Origin of the sequence: Pseudomonas poae, assembly GCF_001439785.1 — a bacterium.
GTDB classification, from domain to species: domain Bacteria; phylum Pseudomonadota; class Gammaproteobacteria; order Pseudomonadales; family Pseudomonadaceae; genus Aquipseudomonas; species Aquipseudomonas poae.
In genome coordinates, this window is the sequence record NZ_JYLI01000011.1 from 75,447 (window position 1) to 95,789 (window position 20,343).

Sequence of the window (20,343 nt, forward strand, 5' to 3'; positions counted from 1 at the left end):
GTATAACCGTTCATGCGGGGGATTTTTGCTGGGGCAGAATCCAACGCTTTGACCCCTGCCGAGATGTCACGGATGACTCACGCTGCCCACATTCCAACTCACCAGGAGGTTAACTCCAAAACTCAAATCGTCCTTGCAATATCACCATGATTTTCGCGGCTGAGCTGTGCGGTGCACCGTTATTGCACCAGGGCTGCTTCGCAGCCCAACGCGGGGCAAGCCCCAATGCCGTTCAGTTAAGAGCGGCGGTGCGACTTGCCCGCGGAAGCGGTGGGTCAGTCGGCCTCAATGTTTGCTGGGCCGACGCCTTCGCGGGCAAGCCCGCTCCCACATTTGATCGCGTTCACACTCACCCATACCGGTCGGCTCTAAGGCCGCCGCGCTTTTGCTTTTGATCTGAGGCGCCCCGTCAAACACGCTGGCCGGGCCTCAGCGAGGTGCCGAGTGTTGGGGCAATGACCTTTTGCTTACTTTTGGGTCTTTCCAAAAGTGAGCCGCCGTAAGGGCGGAACCCTAAGTCGCCATCACCGCAGCAACGGATATGTACACCGAAAAGTCGCACCGCTCGTTGCTCTGAGCATCACGCTGGCTTAACTGAACGGCATTGGGGCTTGCCCCGCGTTGGGGTGCGAAGCGCCCCCAATCCAGCAAAACGCGGTGTACCTGATACGGCTCAGCGGATGGTTTTGGGGCTGCTGCGCAGCCCAGCGCAGGACAAGCCCGCTCGCCACACAAGCTCGCTTTCCATGATTGTGCAGTTGCCTGGCAAAGCCCATGCCCCCTGGACAGCAGAACAGTGACTACTTCAAACCAGCCTCAACCTTCTGCGCCACATCCGCCGTCAACCAGGCTTTCCACACCTCAGGATGTTCCTTGAGAAACGCCTGGGCCACTTGCCGTGGTGCCGTGTGGTTTTCGCTCATGGTGGCCAGGGCTTTGTTCAGTGGGTCGATGGGGAACTGGACTTTGGTGAAGAACTCGGCGATCTGCGGATGTTGCTGCTGGAATGGCGTGGATACGCCGATGCTCAGCTTGGACGCCAGTGACCGGGTTGGACGAGGGTTGGGGTTGTCGGCGTCGGTGAGGGTCTTCCAGGCGTCGGCGTCAAACGGCGGTTCTTCCAGTTGAATCAATTTGTAGCGGCCCATCAACGGTGTCGGCGACCAGTAGTAGAACAGTACCGGCTTGCCTCGGCGGATCGATGAGGCAATTTCGGCATCCAGTGCCGCGCCCGAACCGCTGCGGAAGTTCACGTAGCTGTCGTCCAGGCCATAGGCCTTGAGCTTCTGCTTGTTGACCACTTCGGACGTCCAGCCGATGGGACTGTTGAGAAAGCGGCCCTTGCCGGGCGACTCTGGGTCCTTGAACACGTCCTTGTAGCGCGCCAGGTCCTGCACGGTCTTCAGGTCCGGCGCCAGCGGCTTGAGGCCTTTGGCCGGGTCCCCCTTGACCACGTACTCCGGCACCCACCAGCCTTCGGTAGCGCCCTTGACCGTATCGCCCAGACCCACCACTTTGCCTTCGGCTTCAGCCTTGATCCACACCGGGCTGCGACCAGCCCATTCTTCGCCGATCACCTGGATATCATTTTTCGCCAGTGCGGTTTCCAGGGTGATGGTGGTGCCGGGCAAGGTGTCGGTGGGCAGGTCATAGCCCTTTTCGACAATAAAACGCAGCACTTCGGTGATCAGGCTGCCGCTTTCCCAGTTCAGGTCGGCAAAATGCACGGGCGCCTGCGCCGCGGACACGGGCAACGATAGACTCAACGTCGTCACCGCCGCAGCCAACAGGGTTCTCAATCCTTTCATGCCTTCCCACCTCGCATCTGTGCAGCAACTGACGGACGGCTTGCTGCCTATGCGCGAAGCCTCTGAATAGTTAAGTCAGCTCAACTGTAGTAGAGGTTCCGCAAAGAGAAAGGAATCAAAAAAACCTGCTGCGACTACTCGCTGGCCTTGAAGGTCACCAGCTCACCCTTGCGCCACTTGGCGGCTTTGCCGGTCACGGCTTTGAGGGTCTTGGTCAGGCCTTCCTGCAGTTGTTCATGGGCGGCGAATACCAGCATCACGCTATGGCCTTCCTTGAACACAATGCCCTGGCCTTCGGCCGACGAAACAAAGGCGTAGTCGCCCAGGCCGTACACCGTCAACTTGATCTCGCGAAATTTCAGTTCGAACTTGCCGCCTTCACGACTGGGCAACACAGCGGCGCGGAAATGATCACCTACCTTCAGCTCCAGACGCGGCTTGTCGTCGACGACCAGGGCCGCTTCGGTGTCTATTTCAGCAATGTAGATGCCTTCCGGCGTCTGTTCAGTGACGTAAACAAAACGTGATTGAAACTGCTTGACTAATTTTGCGCGCAAATCGCCCAGCACGAACAACGCGTGCATATCCAGATTACTGACTGCCAAGGAAACGCCCCCACATTGAAAGAGTGCCGCCCGCCGAAGCAGGCAGCACAAAAAACGGCCCTCAGGCACGATCACATATTCGTTAAAAAACTGAAGAAAACCCTGCTGCGCCTACAAGACTAGTACAGGCATGCACGATGAACCTTGTGCAAGGTCATCCGGCGTCACAGCAGATCACAGGTTCAACGGCCAGAGAATACGGGCCGTGCTACTTCAGAGAATAACCCGGCCCGGCGCGCACAATTCCCACGCACCCTACAAAACAAAACACTTGAGCGTGGAACCAGACGGGTTGCCGGCGACAATACTAAAACAGCACCGCCGTTCAAAACCACTCGAAACGCTGCCGATGAGCACACAGGATCAATCAAAAGGAGCTGACCATGCAACCACGCCTACACGATGCTACGTCTTCCCGTACCTGTTCATCTGCGCAGGACGGGCGCCAATACTACTGCCTGCCTGACCCGGAGGGGTACTCCAATTCCGTTCTTTACCGAGTTGTACCGGCCGGACGCAATTTCTTCCATATTCTGGAAGTGACCAGCGGCAGGATTCGCGGCTTTCGTAGCCACCATGGCAAGGCCTGCGAACTGGCCAGGCAAATGGAAGCCAGCCTGAACACCATTCACGGGACGAGCGGTTCGTCACACCGATGACTTTACTGCGCCATCGCCCTTCAACAACTGCCATACTGCCGCGTCCATTGAAGTTTGCCCATGTGGGTGCGGTTTCAGCAGTGCAGTTACCTTGAAGGGAAGGCAATACGTGACGGAATTTGATATTGGCGAGTTTTTCATCCACGGCGATGCCCGGGAAGTGGAAGGAGAGTTTCAAGCGGTGATCGTCATGCGCGCCAAGCCGCCGCTGACCACCGTCACCACGCACCAGGTGGAAAAAGACCGTTGGTTCAAGACATTCGAGACGGCTGCGGTCGCAGGCCGGGAGCAAGCCCAGGCGCTCAAGGCGGCGGTGGATTCCGGCGCACTGACCTCCTGAGAATCGGATCGAACTCTGGCGCGCCACAGGTCTCCCATGCATAACGATGGTCAACCCGCATGGAGAACCCGATGGACACCACTACCCCGACGCTGGAAACCCTGTTCGATCAACTGGGCCTGGATTCAAGCCAGGAAGGCATCGAGCGCTTCACCGCAGAGCACCGCCTGCCTGATGATGTAAAGCTGATCGATGCGCCGTTCTGGACCGAGCAACAGGCGAACTTCCTCAAGGAGCAATTGCACGTTGATGCTGAATGGGCGCCGGCCGTGGATGATCTGAACGCATTGCTGCATGAGTCCCCAGAGGTTTGATTCATCCATAGCCCTATCACCGTGGCGGCGCGCTAAACCTTGGCCGCCTCGGGTTTATAGCCCAGGCGCAGGCCGCCCCAATGGCGCCCTTTCACCATGATCGGCACCGACAGATCATGCATCAACTCCCCCGTATCGCGGGTATAGGTTTGCAATAACACCGCCTGCTGGTGACTGCCGCAGCGAATCCCCGTTCGGTCCTCGAACTTGCGCTTGGTGCGATTTTGCACCGCATCCACCTGAGCATCCCCCGTCAACGCCTGTGAAAACGCCTGGTTATGCGTCGGCACGTAGCCCTGCGGCGTGCAGGCAATCGCAAACACCAGCCCCTCATGACGAGGCAGCAGGGCTTCCTGTATCGCCGGCAGCACCTTGTCGGTGTAGCCGTCAAAACGTGTGTGATATTTACTCGGGCGGGTATTGGGGATCAATGTGTAGCTGCGATCGAACAGATCATCCAGACTGATTCGGCCCTCCTGCACATCCGCCTCGAACTGTTCGGCGATGCGGTTGGCGCCCTCGCGGGCGAGGTCGTAGACACGCTGGTGATAGTCATCCAGCCCAACCTCGGCCAAGCGCTCGCTGATGGTTTCCGCCTGCCCTTCCATCTGCACGGCGGCGTCGGCCAATTGCCGCGTCTGCTGGTCGCTCACCGTGAGGTCACTGCGCATCTGCTCCACCGCATGGAACAGGCTGTCGAGTTGCGCGCGATTGGTGTCGCTGCCCTGGGCGATTTCGTTGACCTGCCCTTCCACATCCGCCGCTAGGCTGGCGATGGTCTCCAGCTGTTCGCCCGCCTCTTCCACCTGTGCGACACCGGTGTTCAGGTCCGCCGACAGTTGGCGAATCTGCTCCACCACCTGGGCTGTGCGTTGCTGGATATCCGCCACCATCACCCCGACTTCATCGGTGGCCTTGGCCGTACGCCCGGCCAGCCCCCGCACTTCATCGGCCACCACCGCAAACCCGCGTCCGTGCTCGCCGGCCCGTGCGGCTTCAATGGCGGCGTTCAACGCCAGCAGGTTGGTCTGGCTGGCAATGGACTGGATCACCAGGGTCACGCGTTGGATTTCTTCGCTGCGCTGGCTCAAGGCTTCGATCAGCTCACGGCTGGCGCTGGCACGCTGGCTGAGCTGGTGCATGCGCGTAATGGACTGGGCCAGCACCTCGCGCCCTTCACTGCTGCGCTGATGGGCCTGGCTGGCCGCGCCAAGGGCCTGGCGGCTGAGCTGGGCGGTGGCCTGCTCGGTGCCGATCATCACTTCAGCGCTGCTGACGATCTGTTTGGCCGCACTCAACTGGGATTGCAGGCGCGCCGCCAGTTGCTTGACCGAATAGGCCACGCCTGCGGCTGACAGTGCGTTATGGCTGGTGGTATGGGAGAGGTCGCGCGTCAGTTCACTGATTGCGTCAACGGTGTTGAGCGATGCAATGGCAGGCGTACGGGGTTTCAAGCGCGGCAGCCAGATCACCAGCAAGGCCAGTGGCAGGCCCAGGTACAGCGGCAGGCCGGCAAATGCCAGACCCAGCAGCACCAGCACCATGGCGGCGCTCTGCACAAGCGGCGTCAGCCAGACGGGCAGCCTGCTCACCGCTTGCGGTGGCATTGCCGTGCCCATCAGAGATCCATCTCCAGCCATCGTCGTTACCCCACTGCTTGTCGTTGTTGTGCCTGCATTAAACGCCACTATCGGGCCATTATCCATGGGCCTTTAGTGGGGGCTTGCAGCACATCAACAGATGGGGTGTAACGGACATTGCCCTGGGGAGCCGTTTGCACGGCGCCCCAGCTTCAACGCATCAGGCCTGGCGCTGATGCTTGTCGATCTGCTCGTGACGCTCTTGGGCTTCGATGCAGTATTTGGTGGTCGGGCTGATCAGCAGGCGCTTGAGGCCGATAGGCTCGCCGCTGTCGTCACACCAGCCAAAGGAATCTTCCTTGATGCGCTCCAGGGCGCGCTCCAACTGCGGCAGCATGCGCTGGTCGCGGTCGATGGCATTGACCAGCCAGGTGCGCTCTTCTTCAACGGAGGCGGCGTCGGCCGGGTCGGCCGGGGTGTCCAGGCTTTCAATGGCGATACGGTTCTGCTCAATGCGCTCGTGGTGTTCGACTTTCATGTCCTGCAGCAACTTCTCGAAAAAAGCGTGCTGTTCGGCATTCATGTAGTCATCCGCCGGCATGGCCAGCAACTTTTCCTTTGTCATTGATTTCTCTATAAAAAATACGTGCATTAAGGCGAATAAGGGAGCGTTCCGGCCGACCTCTGCAGGTCTCGGAAGGGCGCCATCCATTCCAAGCGCCACCCGGCACTCAATTTAAGAGGGGCGGCAGTCTAAGGCCGACTTGAGGGCGCAGCAACTGAAATGACAGGCATTTTTCCCGATTAACCCCCAAAGGCACCAGGACGGGCTTGGCGAATGGTTATCGGAGTGCGTTTATAGCAGGAAAGTTCGTAAAGCGGCTATAAGCCGCACGCTGCAAGCGACAAGCTGCAAGACGTTCCCTGCCGCTTGCCGCTTGCCGCTTGCCGCTCAGCGCTTGAGCTTGCGTTTGTTGCGGTATTGGTCAATCACCACCGCCACCACAATGATCAGCCCCTTGATGATGTCCTGAATATAGGCATCCACCCCCACGAAGGTGAACCCGCTGGCCATCACCCCGAGGATCAGCGCGCCAATCACCGTGCCGGTGATGCGCCCTACCCCGCCCGCCAGGCTGGTGCCGCCGATCACCGCAGCGGCAATCGCGTCCAGCTCATAAGACATGCCCATGCCGGCCTGGCCAGTGGCGGCCCGTGCCGAAGCCACCACACCGGCCAGCCCGGCAAGCAGGCCGGCGATGCTGTAGACGATAATCAGGTGGCGCTTGACGTTAATCCCCGAGGTGCGTGCCGCCTGCATGTTGCCGCCGATGGCGTAGGTGTACTTGCCGTACTTGGTGTAGCGCAGGGCGATGTGGAAGATCACTGCCACCACCAGAAAGATGATCACCGGCATGGCGCCATGGCCGATGGCGGTGTAGGCGTCCGACAGCATGCTCACCGGTTGCCCTTCGGTGTAGTAGCGTGCCAGGCCACGGGCCGAGACCATCATGCCCAGCGTCGCAATGAACGGCGGGATGCCAGTCACTGCAATGATGCTGCCGTTGATCGCGCCGGCCAGCAGCCCCACACCCAGCCCCATCGCCACCGGAATCCACACCGGCAGATCGGTGAGCGACGGAAACACCGCGCGGGAAAAGTCCGAGGTCTGCGCCAGGCTCGCGGCAATCATCGCCGACAGCGCCAGCACCGAGCCCGAAGACAGGTCGATGCCGGTGGTGATGATCACCTGAGTCACCCCGATGGCCAGCAAACCGATGATCGACACCTGCAAGATCATCAGCACCAGCCGCTGGGAGTTCATCAAAAAGCTCTGGTCCCGCACGATCCAGCCGAACAGCTCAAATACCAGTCCGATACCGATCAACACCAAAAAGATGCTCAGCTCGGTGGGCAAGCGCCGACGCTGCTTGACCGGCGCCGTGGCCGGCTTGTTGTCTGTTATCGCGTTCATAGCCCATTACCTTCCTGTTCTGTAGTCAGTGGACGGCGGTCATGCCGGAAGCCAGCTGCATGACGTTTTCCTGAGTCGCCTCGCTGCGATCCAGCGTGCCCATCAGTTCGCCTTCGTGCATCACCATCACTCGGTCACTCATGCCCAGCACTTCAGGCAGCTCCGACGAAATCATGATCACCGCCATGCCTTCGCTGGCCAGGAACGAGATCAAGCGATAGATCTCGGCCTTGGCGCCCACGTCGATACCGCGGGTCGGTTCATCGAGGATCAGCAAGCGAGGATGGGTCATCAGCCAGCGCGCCAGCAAAGCCTTCTGCTGATTGCCGCCAGACAAGGTGTCGATGCACTGCTCCAGCGACGGGGTCTTGACCCGCAGTTTTTTGCACATGTCTTCGCACAGCGCGCGCAGGGCTTTCTGCTGGATAAAACCGTTGTCCGAATAGTGCGGCAGCACGGCCATTTCCATGTTTTCCAGCACTGACAGGCAGGGAAACAGTCCGCTGAGCTTGCGGTCCTCGGTCAACAGCGCAAACCCTTTCTCGATGGCCATGTGCGGGTCGCTGATGCGCACCGGCTGGCCGTCGAGGGTGATCTGCCCGCTGGAGCTTGGGGTGATGCCGAAAAGGGTTTCCGCCACGTTGGTGCGGCCCGACCCCATCAGCCCGGCGATGCCGAGGATCTCGCCGGCATGCAGGTCGAAGGACACGTCCTTGAACACGCCAGCCAGACTCAGGTTGCGCACCGACAACAGCAAATCGCCGACAGGTGTCTCGCGAACGGGGAACAACTGGCTCAGCTCACGGCCGACCATCATCGAGATCAGGCTGTCGCTGTTCATGCTGTCGGCACGCTGCAGGCCGATGTAGCGGCCGTCGCGGAACACCGCCACTTCATCGGCGATGGCGAACACTTCGTTCATCTTGTGGGTGATGTAGACGATCCCTTTGCCCTGGGACTTGAGGTCGGCAATGATCGAAAACAGGTGGGCGACTTCCTTCTCGGTAATCGCCGAGGTCGGTTCATCCATGATCAGGATGTCGGAGTCATAAGACACTGCCTTGGCAATCTCGACCATCTGCCGCTCGGCGATGCTCAGGTTGCCCACCTGTTCCTCCGGGTCCAGGTTGATGCGCAGGCGCGCCATTAACTCGGCGGTGCAGCGGTGCATTTCGCGGTGGTTGACCAGGTGCAGGCTGTTGAGCTGTTCACGGCCGATCCAGATGTTCTCGGCGATACTCATGTGCGGCATCAGGTTGAGTTCCTGATGGATCATCGCGATGCCCGCCTTCTGCGCGGCCAGCGGCGTTTCAAACACGACAGGCTGGCCCCGCAGACGGATTTCGCCGGCGTCGGGCTGGTAGATACCGGCGATGATTTTCATCAATGTCGACTTGCCGGCGCCGTTCTCGCCCATCAGCGCCAGCACCGAACCCGGGCGTACGCGCAGTTGCACATCGTCCAGGGCCACGACACCGGGAAAGCCTTTGCTGATGTTGACGATTTCCAGCAGGTAGGGTTCGTCCAGCGCCACTGGCCGGGTGTCAGGGGGCTGCGAGGCAGTCGCTTGAGCGAGCATGGGGAGGCACTCCATCTGCAGGGCGGTGGTGACCGCCCTGCCGGCTTATTGTCGTTATGTCACTGCTTATTTGAAGTCGTTGACGTTGTCCGGGGTGATCAGCTTGAACGGGATAATCACGTTCTGCTCGACGGGCTCCTTCTTCGCCATCTTGCGCGCCGCTTCCACCGAGCCCACCGCCTGACCCTTGGCGTCCTGGAACGCCGAGGCCGCCATGTCGCCCTTGGTGATCGCGTTCAGCCCGTCCGGGGTTCCGTCGACGCCGGCGATCAGCACCGTGCCGGGTTTGGTGCCTGCCGATTTCAACGCCATGGACGCGCCGATGGCCATCTCATCGTTGTTGGCCAGCACCGCGTTGAACTCGCGGCCCTGGGTCAGCCAGTCATTGACCAGGGTCATGCCCTTGTCACGCAGCCAGATACCGGTCTGTTCCTGCTCGATCTTGATATCGGGGTACTTGGCCAGCACCTCTTTCACGCCCTTGGTGCGGTTGGTCGTGGAGTTGTTCGCCAGATCCCCCAGCAGGATCACGATCTTGCCCTTGCCACCGAGTTTCTCGGCGATGTATTGCATTTGCAGCTTGCCGGCCTCGACGTCATCGGAGGTCACGGCCACCACGCCCTTGGGCAGGTCTTTCTGGTCCGGGCGGCGGTTGACGAACACCAGCGGGATGCCCGCCTTGGTGGCTGCGCTGATGATGTTTTTGGTGGATGCGGTGTCCACCGGGTTGACGATGATCGCATCGACCTTCTGGCTGATGAAATTCTCGACCTGGCTCAGTTGCTTCACCACGTCGGCGCGGGCGTCTTCGAATTGCAGCTGCACGCCGTCGCCCTTGGGATAGGACTTGGCCTGCTTGTCCATGTCTTCGCGCAGATAGGTGAGGAAGGTGTCATCGAAGGCGGACATGCTCACGCCCACCTTGATGTCGGCGGCTGCGGCAATGCCGCTGGCCAGCCAGAGGGACAAGGCCAGCGCGGTAAAACGGATCGGGGTCTTCATGAACGGTCTGTCTCCACTTTATTGTTGGTTTTCTGGACGTTGCGTTGGTCAGGACTCGGCAGGCAGTCGAACCACCGGCGCGCCGGGAATGCAGCACAGCAGCGCGCCGTGGTTTTCGACGCACAGCATATTCAGGAAGGAGAAGTAGAACGGCCGCGCACGGGGCAGATCGCGGGGCGCATGGGCAGGGCGTAAAACGCGCAGTACAGCGTTGAAGATTTTCATCTGACGGTACCTGGTTGTTTTTGATTTTGTTTTTGTCGAGTCGCGCGAATCGAATCCGCGACGACCTTTATGCAACCTGGAAAAGACTTTATTGGAAAATAATTTCCATATCAATATCTTTTAGAATTTAATTCCATTTTTTACGCTCTCCCACACTGACGGTGATCAGCCGTAGAAACTCGGCCGATCCGGCAAGCTGACCTTGACGATCTGCTCACTGCCCTGCGCCTCGATGCACGCATCCGCCGCCACCGCCGCGGCGAAGCCGTCCCACGCCGACGGCCCGCCGACGTACCCGGCGCGCACGCTGTCGATAAAGGCCTGCAACTCCACGTCATAGGCACCGATGAAGCGGTCCTTCCAATCCATCAGGATCGCATTGGACAGCTTGGCGCCACTGCGCAATTGCACCTGCGAAGGCTCCGGCAATTTGGCAATACCGGTCTCCCCCACCACTTCGCACTGGATGTCGTAGCCGTACTGGCAGTTCACAAACACCTCCACGTCAATGCGCGTGCCTTTGGCGGTCTCCAGCAGCACGATCTGTGGGTCGCGCAGATGGGCCAGGGCCTTGCTGCTCTTGCGCGGGAACACCACTTGCACCGAGACGTAGTCGTCGTCGAGCAGCCAACGCAGCACATCCAGCTCGTGGATCAGCGTGTCGGTAATTGCCATGTCGGTCTTGTAGTTGTCGCCCACCGTCGGGTTGCGGTGTGCGCAGTGCAGCATCAAGGGCTCGCCGATCTGGCCGCTGTCGATCACTGCCTTGAGAGCTCTATAACCAGGGTCGTAGGGGCGCATGAAGCCCACTTGCACCAGACGTTTGCCGTGGGCCACTTCGGCATCGACGATCGCCCGGCAGCCTTCGGCCGTCACGGCCAGGGGTTTTTCGCAGAACACCGGCTTGCCGGCGGCGATGGCGGCGAGCACAAACTCCTGGTGGCTCGGCCCCCAGGACGTCACCAGAATCGCCTCGACCTGCGGCGAATTGATCAGCGCATGGCCGTCCGGGTACACCTCGGCATCCAGCTGTAACTCGGCAACCACCCGGGCGGCCTGCTCAAGGTTAATGTCCGTCACCGCCACGACCTGGCTGTTGAGCAACGTCTGGCTGCACCGACGAATATGGTCTCGACCAATGGCGCCCGTGCCGATCACTCCAAGCTTCAAAGACATGCAAACACTCCTCTTGTTGTTAGTACTGCCTGGCCTTGGCCAACTGTTCATTGAGTTTTGCGGCGGCTGCACGGGTGCGTTCGCTGGTGGACACCTGCGCCACACCCACCCGCCACCACGACAGGTAGCCGTGAACCATGGTCTTGGGCAGCACCTTGATATCGATCAGGGTCGAGACGCTTTGCGTGCGCGCATCAGCCAGTGCCGCTTGCAGCTGTTCCACGTTGCTGACCTTGTAGGTCTTGCAGCCATAGGCCGCCGCGCTCATGGCGAAATCCACCGGCACCAGGCCGCCGTCGAGCTTGCCGCTCTCGGGGTTGCGGTAACGGAATTCGGTGCCGAAGCTGTCCATGCCGTTGCCGATCTGCAGGTTGTTGATGCAACCGAAGGCCATGTTGTCCAGCAGCACCACGTTGATCTTGCGCCGCTCCTGGATCGAGGTGGCCAGCTCCGAATGCAGCATCATGTAGGAGCCGTCGCCAACCAGCGCATACACCTCCTTCTGTGGTTCGGCGAGCTTCACGCCAAGGGCCGCATTGATCTCGTAGCCCATGCACGAATAGCCGTATTCGACGTGGTAGGTGTTGACGCCCTTACTGCGCCAGGCACGCTGCAAATCCCCTGGCAGGCTGCCGGCGGCGGCCACGATAATGGCGTCGTCGGCCAGGCTTTCATTGAGCACGCCCAGAACGCGGCTCTGGGTGAGGCAGGAGCCGGTGAGTTCGATGAATTCGCGCAGTACCGCGCGGTCCAGCGCGTCGTCGACCTCGGGCACGAAATCATCGCCGTGGTACTGCACGCTGTGCACGCGATCCAGCTCAGCCTCCAGTTGCGCCTTCGCATCGCTCACCTGTTCGCCCCAGCCCGCGCGGTAGTCGCCGAGGGCATCGGCCAGCGCTTCGAGGGCCATCCTGGCGTCCGCCAGCACCTGCACACCGTCCAGCTTCAACGCGTCGCACGGGCTGATATTGAGGTTCAGAAACCTCACCTCGGGGTGTTTGAACAGTGACTTGGACGAGGTAGTGAAGTCGGTATAACGGGTGCCGACGCCGATGATCAGGTCCGCCTCCGGCGCCAGCAGGTTGGCGGCCAGGCAGCCGGTTTCACCGATACCGCCCACATTGAGCGCATGGCTGGACAGCACCGCGCTCTTGCCCGCCTGGGTCTCGGCGAAGGGAATGTCAAACCGCTCGGCGAAGGCCTGCAACGCCGCATTCGCGCCAGCGTACTTCACCCCACCGCCGCAGATGATCAACGGCTTGCGTTTGCCCCGGAACGCGGCCAATGCATCGCCGATCATTGCGGCAGTGGGCGCACGCCGGTCGATGCGGTGCACGCGTTTTTGCAGAAAATAATCCGGATAATCCCAGGCTTCGGCCTGCACGTCCTGCGGCAACGCCAGGGTCACGGCGCCGGTTTCAGCGGGGTCGGTGAGCACGCGCATGGCGTGGATCGCAGCACTCATCAACTGCTCGGGACGGTTGATGCGGTCCCAGTATTTGCTCACCGAACGGAACGCATCGTTGGTGCTGATGCTCAGGTCGTGGAACTGCTCGATCTGCTGCAACACCGGGTCGGGTTGGCGGCTGGCGTAGACATCGCCGGGCAACAACAGCAATGGAATACGGTTGGCGGTGGCGGTCGCCGCCGCGGTGAGCATATTCGCCGCACCCGGGCCGACGGACGCGGTGCACGCATAGATTTTGCGGCGCAGGTGCTGCTTGGCGAACCCGATGGCTGCATGGGCCATGCCCTGCTCGTTGCGGCCTTGGTGCACCACCAGGTCGCCGCTGTCCTGCTCCAGCGCCTGGCCCAGGCCCAGCACATTGCCGTGGCCAAAAATAGTGAACACCCCGGCGACGAATTTGCTCTGCACGCCATCGACTTCGATGTACTGGTTATCCAGAAACTTCACCAGGGCCTGAGCCATGGTCAATCGGGTTGTGGTCATCACTTGCACCTTGTGTCAATTCAGGTCCATTGGGTCTCGGTTATGCCAGGGACTTTTGCAACAGGGTCATGCTCGCCCCCAAAGCCTGCTGAATATCGGCCATCGAATGCACGCTTTCGGCAAACGGTTCGAACGACAGATAGCCCCTGTAGCCGCTGCCGAGCAAGCGGTCGATCTGCGCCGCATTGCCGAGCATATCGCCCTCGCCCACCAGTACGCGGTGGCCGTCGCGGATCGAATTGAGCGGCGCATCGGTGTCTTCCACGCCGGAGATATGCACCAGCCCGGTGAGTGGCGCGAAGAACTCCTGCTCGCCGGCCAGGTGATGGTGGAAGGTGTCATGCACCAGGCGAAACACGTCCAGGCCACCGGTCGCCTGGATGGCGTCCACCGCCACACGCTTGCGGCGCATGGCGCATTCTTCAAAGCCCAGCGGCTCGATAAAACCGAGAATCCCGTACTCGCGCAGGATCGGCGCCAGTTCGCTCAGGGCGGTGCGCAGTCCGGCGGCGCGCTGGGCTTCGTTGCGCGTGTCGCCCGGTTCATTGAACGGGCACATCACCAAGCCCTGAGCGCCGCATTCACGGGCGTAGTTGGCGAGGTTGATTGCCTGGGCACGGCGCTCGTCATTCCACACATCAAAGGGGTACAGCGCGTTGATCGACAGCACGGTGATGCCCTGCGCGGCACACAATTCACGCACGCGGCTGGCCGGCGCACCGAATTCAATTTGCCGGTCGGCGAGGTCATTGCGGATTTCGATGGCATCGCATTCAAGCGCGACCGCCAGCTGGATGAACTCCGGCAGAGACAGGTGCGGCGCAACCATGCGGTTAAGCGCGAAACGTAACGGCGATTTCATTGTTGTTGTTCCCCGTCCAAAACAGCTTAAAGGTCCAGCAGCCAGCTGTGCTGCGGATCATTGTGGAAATGCCAGGCGCGCTTGGGCCCGGCCATCACGTTCAGGTAATAGGACTCGTAGCCGTACGGCACGCTGACCGGGTGATACCCCTTGGGCACCACCACCAGGTCGCTGTTTTCCACGGCCATGGCCTGGTCGATGCTGCGATCATCGGTGTAGACGCGCTGGAACACGTAGCCCTGGGGCGGGTTGATCTGGTGGTAATAGGTCTCTTCCAGAAAGCTCTGGTGCGGCAGGTCGTCGGTGTCGTGCTTGTGCGGCGGGTAGCTCGACGAGTGCCCGGACGGCGTGCGCACTTCCACCACCAGCAGTGAATGCGCCGGCTCGCTGTCGGGCAGGATGTCGCACACATAGCGGGTGTTGGCGCCCTTGCCGCGCACGCTGCGCTTGCAGTGTTCGGGGCGGATCAGGCGCGGCTCGAAACCTGCGGCGCCGGGGGCGGCGCACACGGCGATTTGTACATCGCTCAAGGCGGTCACCTGGGCATCGGTGCCCGGCGGCAGGTAGGCGGCAAACGGCGATTTGTCCTCGAACACCGAGTGGCGATCACCAAGGTTCTGCCAGTCGAAACCTTCGCCTTGAATCGTCACCCGGCCACTGAGCAGCACCAGGCACAGCTCTTTGTCGCCGGCGCTGACCGGCAGGGTTTCGCCCAGGCTCAGGCGGTAAGCACTGAAGCCCACGTACTCCAGGCGCCCGGCTTCCAGGGCGACCATGGTTTGTCCGCGCTTGCTGCTTTTGACCAACAGGCTCATGGCTGAGTCCTCTCATTGAGCAGCGCGCGCAAGGTGTCATAGCCTTTTTTCGCATAGACATAGCTGGGCGCCACGGCAGGGTCCTGCTCGGCTTCCACCACCAGCCAGCCCTCGTATCGGGCCGCCAGTAATACATCGAGCAGTTCGGCAAAGTTGATGTCGCCATCGCCGGGCACGGTGAAGGTGCCGTTGACGATGCAGTCGGGAAAGCTCCACATCTGATTGCGCGCCAGTTGCACCACCGGTTTGCGCACGTCCTTGAAATGCACGTGGCAAACGCGGTCGATGTGTTTGCGCAGCACGTCAAGCGGTTCGCCGCCGCCCATGTAGCAATGGCCCGAATCGAACAGCAGGCCGACTTCGGGGCCGGTGCGCTGCATCAACTGGTCGATGTCCTGCGGGGACTCGACGTAGGCGCCCATATGGTGGTGGTAGGCCAGGCGCACGCCTTGGGACAGGGTAAAGCGCGCCAGCTCCGTGAGCTTGTCGGCGTAGTCCTGCCAGGCCTGTTCGCTGTGAAAACGCGGGCGTTCGATCAAACGGATGCGCGAACCCTGGATCGAGTCGGCGACTTCGCCGTATACCAGCACCGTGGCGCCGTTGTGTTTCAACAGGTCGACATGGCCGGCAATCGCTGCGATTTCTTCGGCAACCGAGCGGCGCGCCAGGCGGCTGGAGTACCACCCGGAGACCAGCGCCAGTTCGTAGGGCCGCAAGACGTCGGCGACGCCCTTGGCGTCCTTGGGGAACTTGCCGTTGAGTTCAAAGCCTTCGTAGCCGATCTCCCGGCCTTCGCTCAGCGCGGTGCTTAGCGGCGTTTCACCGCCCAGGGCCGGCAGGTCATCGTTGCTCCAGGAGATCGGGTTGATGCCAATTCGGATTGCGGGCATGGCTGCACCTTTTATTGTTTTCAGATACCACTGAGTTCTGCTTATGTGGGAGCGTTTAATTGCGAGCGCTGCGCCAGGCGTTGATGAGCTGTTCGAACATAGCCTGCACCTGCTGGATCAAGCGCTCGTCATCGATCTCCCCCGCCATCCACGCGCGGCTCGGTTCCTGGAAGATCGTGCGGCCCACGGCGAACCCGCGACAGCTGCGGCTGCGGCTGGCCTGGCGGAAACCCTCGGCCAGACACTCGGCCGAGGCATTCAGCCCCAGCAACACCACGCCCCGGCAATACGGGTCGCGCGCCTCGATCAGCTCATCGAGCCTGCTCCACTCATCGGCCGACTGCGCCTCGATCTTCCACCACGCCGGGTAAATGCCCAGGTTGTACAGGCGCTTGACGCTACGGTAGAGCGCATCCGGGCAGGTGGAAGGATGATCCTTGGGCGGTATGACTTCCAGCAGCAATTCGTGACCGCTGACCAGGGACGCCTCGTACACCGCCTTGAGTTGCGCCTCCTGTTCCAGGCGCAGCAGCGGCTCGTCATCAGGGTGAAACTGCACCAGGCATTTGATGATCTGTTCCTGGGGCCAGGCGATCAGGTTGCTTCCCACCGAACGCCCGTGTTCAAACGCCAGCGGCCGTGAGTTCTGCACTTCCACCGGACGCGCGATCCACCAGCCGCGACCGCTGGCGGCATTGAGCGCGTCCTGGCCGAAACGCTGGTCGGCCAGCAGGCCCACATCGGCCTCGACGCCCTGCTCGCGCAGCCGGGTTTCGACGCGCTCGATGGCCTGGATAAACAGCTGTTTGATGGCGCTGATGCGGGTCAGCTCCTGGCCGCCTTTTTGCGCCAGTTCCACCAGTTGCCAGCGGTGGTCGAAGGCAAATACAAACAGCTGCTTCCAGGTTTTGCGCGGCACCGTGACCCGGTGCAGGCGTTGCAGGGTTTCGTCCTGATCCGGCCGGGTGATGGGCACCGGGCTGCTGAACAGGTATTCCAGTTCAGCCGGGGTGGGCATGGCGGGCGCGCAGGCATGCCGCGACACCACAAGACCACCGCAGGCATTGGCCAACTGGCTGCAACGCTCATCACTGGCGTCATTGAGCCAGCCGCTTAAAAAGCCCGACATGAATGCATCGCCGGCCCCCAGCACGTTGAGCACTTCCACCCGCACGCCGGGGTAAATCGCGCCATCTTCCAGCCGGGCCGGAATCGCGCCGTGGATCACCGTGCAGCCTTGCGGCCCAAGCTTGACCACCAGCGTTGCCGGGGTCAGCTGACGGACCGTGCGCAATGCGCTCAGCAGATCTTCGCTGCCGCCGGCGATCAGGAATTCTTCTTCAGTGCCGACAATCAGGTCGAATCGCGGCAGGATTTTCTGTACGTGCTGGCTGACGCTCTGATCGGCCACGAAGCGCGTTTCGCCGTCGGCCTTGCCCGCCAGCCCCCACAGCACCGGGCGGTAGTCGATATCCAGCACGCACTTGACGTGGTGCCTGGCGGCGTAATCGAGCGCCTGAATGCTCGCCTTGTACACGCCGTCGCTGGAGAAATGCGTGCCGGTGATCAGCAGCGCCTTGCTCGAAGCAATAAAGGTCTCGTCAATGTCTTCGGCGCGCAGGGCCATGTCGGCGCAGTTTTCGCGGTAGAACACCAGCGGGAAGGTTTCGCGGTCCTTGAGGCCCAGCAGCACCAGCGCGGTGAGACGTTCCGGGTCGACCTTGACGGCGCTCACGTCGCAGCCCTCGCGGGCCAGGGACTCCAGCAGAAAGCGACCCATGTGATCGTCGCCGACGCGGCTGAGCATCGCCGACTTGAGCCCCAGCCGCGCGGTGCCGAACGCGATATTGGCGGAGGACCCGCCGAGGTACTTGGCAAAGCTGGTCACGTCCTCAAGCCGCGCGCCCACTTGCTGCGCGTAGAGGTCGACGCCCAGGCGTCCGAGGCAAATCAGATCCAATTGACGCCCACTGGCAAAACGAGTCTGGCCCATGCTGGCTCCTGTTATTTTTATCAGCCTGCGTCGTGCCGCCATGAACACGGCAAACGCTCTTGGTGGGAAGCAGACTAGAACGTCCGGCGAGCACGATCAATATTTATTCCATAATTATTTTTGTGGAATATTTTTTCCAATAAGCCATCATAGGCTCGCGCCAGCCACCGTGCATCGTTCCAGCCAGCCCCGTGTTCCGTGATGCCGAGGTATTTTTTTGCGCCTACCCTGTAGACTTGCGCCACCCCAGCGCACCAGACGAACACGCCAGAAGGATTGCCCATGCCCGAGACCCCTTCACAAGATGCTCTCGCCAGCCCCCCGCTCAATGCCGAACGCCTGTTGCAGCTGATCACCGACGAATACGAAAGCCTGCCGCGCCAGCTCAAACGCATTGCCAGCTACATCAGCCAGCAGAGCGACCGGATCATGGTCGACCGCATCAGCGACATCGCCCGTGAATGCGAAGTACACCCGTCAGCCATCGTGCGCTTTTCCCAGCGTTTCGGCTTCAGTGGCTTCAGTGAGATGCAGGCGCTGTTTCGCGAGGCGTATACGCACAAGACCACGCCGGTGCAGAACTACCAGCAGCGTATCCGCAGCATGATCGCCAACAAGTCGCAGAAGGCCAGCGGCGGCGACCTGGCGCGCGAGTGCGTCAACGCCACCTTGTCAGGCATCGAGCGACTGGGCCTGGAACTGGATGACGTGGCGTTCGACAAGGCGGTAGACCTGGTGGTCAACGCCGAAAACATTTATGTGGTGGGCGTGCGCCGTTCGTTTGCGGTGGCCGACTACCTGGTCTACAACCTGCAGCACACCAACAAGCGCATCCATCTGGTCTCGGGCCTGGGCGGCAGTTATCGCGAGCAGATGCGCAGCGTGCGGGCCGATGACCTGGTCATCGCCATCAGCTTCACGCCCTACGGCAAAGAGACCCAGCACTGCCTGCGCATCGCCCAGCATCATCAGGCCAGGACGCTGATCATCACCGACAGCAACCTCTCGCCCCTGGCCAAGCGCGCGAATGCGGTGCTGCTGGTCAACGAGGGGTCATCTTTTGCGTTTCGCTCGTTGAGCGCCACGCTGTGCCTGTGCCAGGCATTGTTCATCGCCGTGGCTTACCGCCTGGAATTGAAGGTGGACGAGATTCACGAGCAGCTGGGTTTCGACGACTGACGAAAAAATGTGTGAGGGGGCTTGCTCCCGATAGCGGTGCGTCACCGCTATCGGGAGCAAGCCCCCTCACACATCGGGATGGAGCCTGGTTCGGATCAGTGCATGAAGATCGCGATCAGAATGATCAACGGGATTGGCACGCCGAGGAACCACAGAAGTAATGAGCGCATGATGTTCTTCCTTATTTAACGAACGTAGTTTTCAGTTTCGACATACACCACCGCGTCACGACGGCGACCGCCGAAGGTGGCAGCGAAGCTGGCGAAGAACGCACCGATCAACAGCGACACGAAGGTCCACAGCGAAGCGTACGCAGCCACTTTTGCGGCAGTGTCGGCGGCTTGCTTGGCTTTGAGCTTGGCATCTTCGATGGCTTTGCGGGCGTCGCCATACACTTTGTCGATACGCGCTTCGGCATCCGCCTGGCTGAGGTTGGTGCGCTGGCTGATCAACTGAGCCAGGTAGGTACGGTCTTCCGGAGCCAACTGGCCGTCGTTGCCCAGGGTACGGGCGAAGATGCGACCGACTACGGCATGGGCAGCGTCATCGCTGACCGCTGCAGGACGATCGTCACGGAACAGGCTGTCGACGTAGTAGCCGAAGTCGCCGCTGTGGGCGCCATTGGCCATGCTGCCAGCTGCCTGGGTCATGCCGCTTGCCGCACCGGAGGCCACACTGGCACCGGCTTTGACGCCACCGCCGACGACGCTGCTCACCGAGCCGACGACCAGCATGGCCGTGATCAGGGTCGCCACAGCCCAGGCCAGGAAGCCGTGGGCGGTGTCGCGAAAGTACACTTCATCGCCATGCATGTTGGCCCACTTCACACGCAAGCGACCGGCGATGTAACCGCCCAGCCCTGACGCGACAATCTGGGTAAAGGCCAGCCAGATAATCGTGGAAATGCCAAGCCCCTTGGCACTCATGCCGCTGTCGGCCCACGGCGATACCGCCGAGAAACCCAGGCCGAAGCCCAGCATTACGAGGATCAACGAGAGTGCGGCGGCTGCGGCCGCCCCGGCAAAAATCGCCCCCCAGGAAACCCCGGAGCGCGCGCTCGATTCTTGAAGCGTGGTGGATGATGTGATCATTGTTGTTGTGCTCCCGGCAGGAAAAAAGGTGTTACAAGTCTCAAAAAGGACAGTGCAGGCCGCGTGCCAGCGCACGACAAAAATAAAACCCTTACATTTCAATTAGTTAGATAAATCGAACTTCTTCCATCCATGCAAGTTGCAATAAAACCCGGTTTTGAGCGGGCGTAATGCAATCCTCCATTCACAAAAGATTCCCTGCGCAAGGGGCTTGCTCCCGATAGCGCCAGGTCAGACGGCCGCCCTTTATCTGCCGGCATTTCAGGGAGATGAAGTTTTATTTAGGAAACGTTCAGTTA

At 60.9% G+C, this 20,343-nt stretch carries 20 protein-coding genes; 4 read left to right on the forward strand and 16 right to left on the reverse strand.

What is annotated here, in order from left to right; genetic code table 11:
- Positions 1-800: 800 nt before the first annotated feature.
- Together TU75_RS14775 and TU75_RS14780 are read right to left on the reverse strand one after the other, a co-directional pair.
- Positions 801-1,808, reverse strand: a complete 1,008-nt coding sequence (locus TU75_RS14775; RefSeq protein ID WP_060549335.1) for an ABC transporter substrate-binding protein — start codon at positions 1,806-1,808, stop codon at positions 801-803.
- Between the two features lie 134 nt (positions 1,809-1,942).
- On the reverse strand, positions 1,943-2,392 hold the full coding sequence (locus TU75_RS14780) for a hypothetical protein (RefSeq protein ID WP_003232289.1): 450 nt from the start codon (positions 2,390-2,392) through the stop codon (positions 1,943-1,945).
- 404 nt (positions 2,393-2,796) lie between these two features.
- Here TU75_RS14780 and TU75_RS26615 point away from each other — a divergent pair, with 404 nt between their 5' ends.
- From TU75_RS26615 to TU75_RS14790, 3 genes are all read left to right on the forward strand, one after another.
- Positions 2,797-3,072 (forward strand): hypothetical protein, encoded by a 276-nt coding sequence (locus TU75_RS26615; RefSeq protein ID WP_080627511.1) that lies wholly within the window; start codon positions 2,797-2,799, stop codon positions 3,070-3,072.
- A gap of 109 nt (positions 3,073-3,181) precedes the next feature.
- Positions 3,182-3,412 carry a hypothetical protein gene (locus TU75_RS14785; RefSeq protein ID WP_003232286.1) on the forward strand — a complete coding sequence of 77 codons (231 nt, stop codon included), beginning with the start codon at positions 3,182-3,184 and terminating at the stop codon, positions 3,410-3,412.
- A gap of 71 nt (positions 3,413-3,483) precedes the next feature.
- A complete protein-coding gene (locus TU75_RS14790; RefSeq protein ID WP_060549336.1) occupies positions 3,484-3,726 on the forward strand; it encodes a DUF2789 domain-containing protein in 243 nt (80 codons plus the stop codon).
- A gap of 32 nt (positions 3,727-3,758) precedes the next feature.
- Here the strand turns inward: TU75_RS14790 and TU75_RS14795 are convergent, their stop codons facing one another.
- From TU75_RS14795 to TU75_RS27340, 13 genes are all read right to left on the reverse strand, one after another.
- Positions 3,759-5,432: a methyl-accepting chemotaxis protein gene (locus TU75_RS14795; RefSeq protein WP_428838907.1), complete on the reverse strand. Its 1,674-nt coding sequence runs from the start codon at positions 5,430-5,432 to the stop codon at positions 3,759-3,761.
- A 94-nt stretch (positions 5,433-5,526) separates the two neighbouring features.
- Positions 5,527-5,931 carry a TraR/DksA family transcriptional regulator gene (locus TU75_RS14800; protein ID WP_003191666.1) on the reverse strand — a complete coding sequence of 135 codons (405 nt, stop codon included), beginning with the start codon at positions 5,929-5,931 and terminating at the stop codon, positions 5,527-5,529.
- Positions 5,932-6,258: 327 nt separating this feature from the next.
- On the reverse strand, positions 6,259-7,281 hold the full coding sequence (locus TU75_RS14805) for an ABC transporter permease (protein ID WP_003232279.1): 1,023 nt from the start codon (positions 7,279-7,281) through the stop codon (positions 6,259-6,261).
- A 25-nt stretch (positions 7,282-7,306) separates the two neighbouring features.
- Positions 7,307-8,860 (reverse strand): sugar ABC transporter ATP-binding protein, encoded by a 1,554-nt coding sequence (locus TU75_RS14810; RefSeq protein ID WP_060549338.1) that lies wholly within the window; start codon positions 8,858-8,860, stop codon positions 7,307-7,309.
- A 66-nt stretch (positions 8,861-8,926) separates the two neighbouring features.
- Positions 8,927-9,862, reverse strand: coding sequence for a sugar ABC transporter substrate-binding protein (locus TU75_RS14815; RefSeq protein WP_003232276.1), 936 nt, complete (start codon positions 9,860-9,862; stop codon positions 8,927-8,929).
- 48 nt (positions 9,863-9,910) lie between these two features.
- Positions 9,911-10,087, reverse strand: a complete 177-nt coding sequence (locus TU75_RS27655; protein ID WP_003232275.1) for a hypothetical protein — start codon at positions 10,085-10,087, stop codon at positions 9,911-9,913.
- A gap of 165 nt (positions 10,088-10,252) precedes the next feature.
- On the reverse strand, positions 10,253-11,263 hold the full coding sequence (gene iolG / locus TU75_RS14820; protein WP_015372353.1) for a bifunctional inositol 2-dehydrogenase/D-chiro-inositol 1-dehydrogenase: 1,011 nt from the start codon (positions 11,261-11,263) through the stop codon (positions 10,253-10,255).
- Between the two features lie 19 nt (positions 11,264-11,282).
- Complete coding sequence (iolD, locus tag TU75_RS14825; protein WP_060549339.1) at positions 11,283-13,214, reverse strand: 3D-(3,5/4)-trihydroxycyclohexane-1,2-dione acylhydrolase (decyclizing); 1,932 nt, start codon at positions 13,212-13,214, stop codon at positions 11,283-11,285.
- 40 nt (positions 13,215-13,254) lie between these two features.
- A complete protein-coding gene (locus TU75_RS14830; RefSeq protein WP_060549340.1) occupies positions 13,255-14,076 on the reverse strand; it encodes a TIM barrel protein in 822 nt (273 codons plus the stop codon).
- A 26-nt stretch (positions 14,077-14,102) separates the two neighbouring features.
- Positions 14,103-14,891, reverse strand: coding sequence for a 5-deoxy-glucuronate isomerase (iolB, locus tag TU75_RS14835; RefSeq protein WP_003232268.1), 789 nt, complete (start codon positions 14,889-14,891; stop codon positions 14,103-14,105).
- On the reverse strand, positions 14,888-15,781 hold the full coding sequence (gene iolE, locus TU75_RS14840) for a myo-inosose-2 dehydratase (RefSeq protein WP_003232267.1): 894 nt from the start codon (positions 15,779-15,781) through the stop codon (positions 14,888-14,890). The genes iolB and iolE overlap by 4 nt, the downstream gene beginning before the upstream one ends.
- Before the next feature lie 55 nt (positions 15,782-15,836).
- Entirely contained in the window at positions 15,837-17,774 is a 1,938-nt protein-coding gene (locus TU75_RS14845; protein WP_060549341.1) for a bifunctional 5-dehydro-2-deoxygluconokinase/5-dehydro-2-deoxyphosphogluconate aldolase, read from the reverse strand.
- Between the two features lie 74 nt (positions 17,775-17,848).
- Entirely contained in the window at positions 17,849-18,058 is a 210-nt protein-coding gene (locus tag TU75_RS27340; RefSeq protein ID WP_141719195.1) for a hypothetical protein, read from the reverse strand.
- Here TU75_RS27340 and TU75_RS14850 point away from each other — a divergent pair.
- On the forward strand, positions 18,057-18,953 hold the full coding sequence (locus TU75_RS14850; RefSeq protein ID WP_003232262.1) for a MurR/RpiR family transcriptional regulator: 897 nt from the start codon (positions 18,057-18,059) through the stop codon (positions 18,951-18,953). The two genes, TU75_RS27340 and TU75_RS14850, sit on opposite strands and share 2 nt — an antisense overlap.
- 185 nt (positions 18,954-19,138) lie before the next feature.
- On the opposite strand, the gene TU75_RS14855 is transcribed toward TU75_RS14850, so the two are convergent.
- A complete protein-coding gene (locus TU75_RS14855; protein ID WP_060549342.1) occupies positions 19,139-20,044 on the reverse strand; it encodes a hypothetical protein in 906 nt (301 codons plus the stop codon).
- Positions 20,045-20,343 lie beyond the last annotated feature (299 nt).

What these genes read in the sequence shown, in the direction of transcription:
- TU75_RS14775 (WP_060549335.1), bottom strand. Translation starts at nt 1,808, where the DNA reads ATGAAAGGATTGAGAACCCTGTTGGCTGCGGCGGTGACGACGTTGAGT.
- TU75_RS14780 (WP_003232289.1), bottom strand. Translation starts at nt 2,392, where the DNA reads ATGCACGCGTTGTTCGTGCTGGGCGATTTGCGCGCAAAATTAGTCAAG.
- TU75_RS26615 (WP_080627511.1), top strand. Translation starts at nt 2,797, where the DNA reads ATGCAACCACGCCTACACGATGCTACGTCTTCCCGTACCTGTTCATCT.
- TU75_RS14790 (WP_060549336.1), top strand. Translation starts at nt 3,484, where the DNA reads ATGGACACCACTACCCCGACGCTGGAAACCCTGTTCGATCAACTGGGC.
- TU75_RS14795 (WP_428838907.1), bottom strand. Translation starts at nt 5,432, where the DNA reads ATGGATAATGGCCCGATAGTGGCGTTTAATGCAGGCACAACAACGACA.
- TU75_RS14800 (WP_003191666.1), bottom strand. Translation starts at nt 5,931, where the DNA reads ATGACAAAGGAAAAGTTGCTGGCCATGCCGGCGGATGACTACATGAAT.
- TU75_RS14805 (WP_003232279.1), bottom strand. Translation starts at nt 7,281, where the DNA reads ATGAACGCGATAACAGACAACAAGCCGGCCACGGCGCCGGTCAAGCAG.
- TU75_RS14810 (WP_060549338.1), bottom strand. Translation starts at nt 8,860, where the DNA reads ATGCTCGCTCAAGCGACTGCCTCGCAGCCCCCTGACACCCGGCCAGTG.
- TU75_RS14815 (WP_003232276.1), bottom strand. Translation starts at nt 9,862, where the DNA reads ATGAAGACCCCGATCCGTTTTACCGCGCTGGCCTTGTCCCTCTGGCTG.
- TU75_RS27655 (WP_003232275.1), bottom strand. Translation starts at nt 10,087, where the DNA reads ATGAAAATCTTCAACGCTGTACTGCGCGTTTTACGCCCTGCCCATGCG.
- iolG (WP_015372353.1), bottom strand. Translation starts at nt 11,263, where the DNA reads ATGTCTTTGAAGCTTGGAGTGATCGGCACGGGCGCCATTGGTCGAGAC.
- iolD (WP_060549339.1), bottom strand. Translation starts at nt 13,214, where the DNA reads ATGACCACAACCCGATTGACCATGGCTCAGGCCCTGGTGAAGTTTCTG.
- TU75_RS14830 (WP_060549340.1), bottom strand. Translation starts at nt 14,076, where the DNA reads ATGAAATCGCCGTTACGTTTCGCGCTTAACCGCATGGTTGCGCCGCAC.
- iolB (WP_003232268.1), bottom strand. Translation starts at nt 14,891, where the DNA reads ATGAGCCTGTTGGTCAAAAGCAGCAAGCGCGGACAAACCATGGTCGCC.
- iolE (WP_003232267.1), bottom strand. Translation starts at nt 15,781, where the DNA reads ATGCCCGCAATCCGAATTGGCATCAACCCGATCTCCTGGAGCAACGAT.
- TU75_RS14845 (WP_060549341.1), bottom strand. Translation starts at nt 17,774, where the DNA reads ATGGGCCAGACTCGTTTTGCCAGTGGGCGTCAATTGGATCTGATTTGC.
- TU75_RS14850 (WP_003232262.1), top strand. Translation starts at nt 18,057, where the DNA reads ATGCCCGAGACCCCTTCACAAGATGCTCTCGCCAGCCCCCCGCTCAAT.
- TU75_RS27340 (WP_141719195.1), bottom strand. Translation starts at nt 18,058, where the DNA reads ATGGGCAATCCTTCTGGCGTGTTCGTCTGGTGCGCTGGGGTGGCGCAA.
- TU75_RS14855 (WP_060549342.1), bottom strand. Translation starts at nt 20,044, where the DNA reads ATGATCACATCATCCACCACGCTTCAAGAATCGAGCGCGCGCTCCGGG.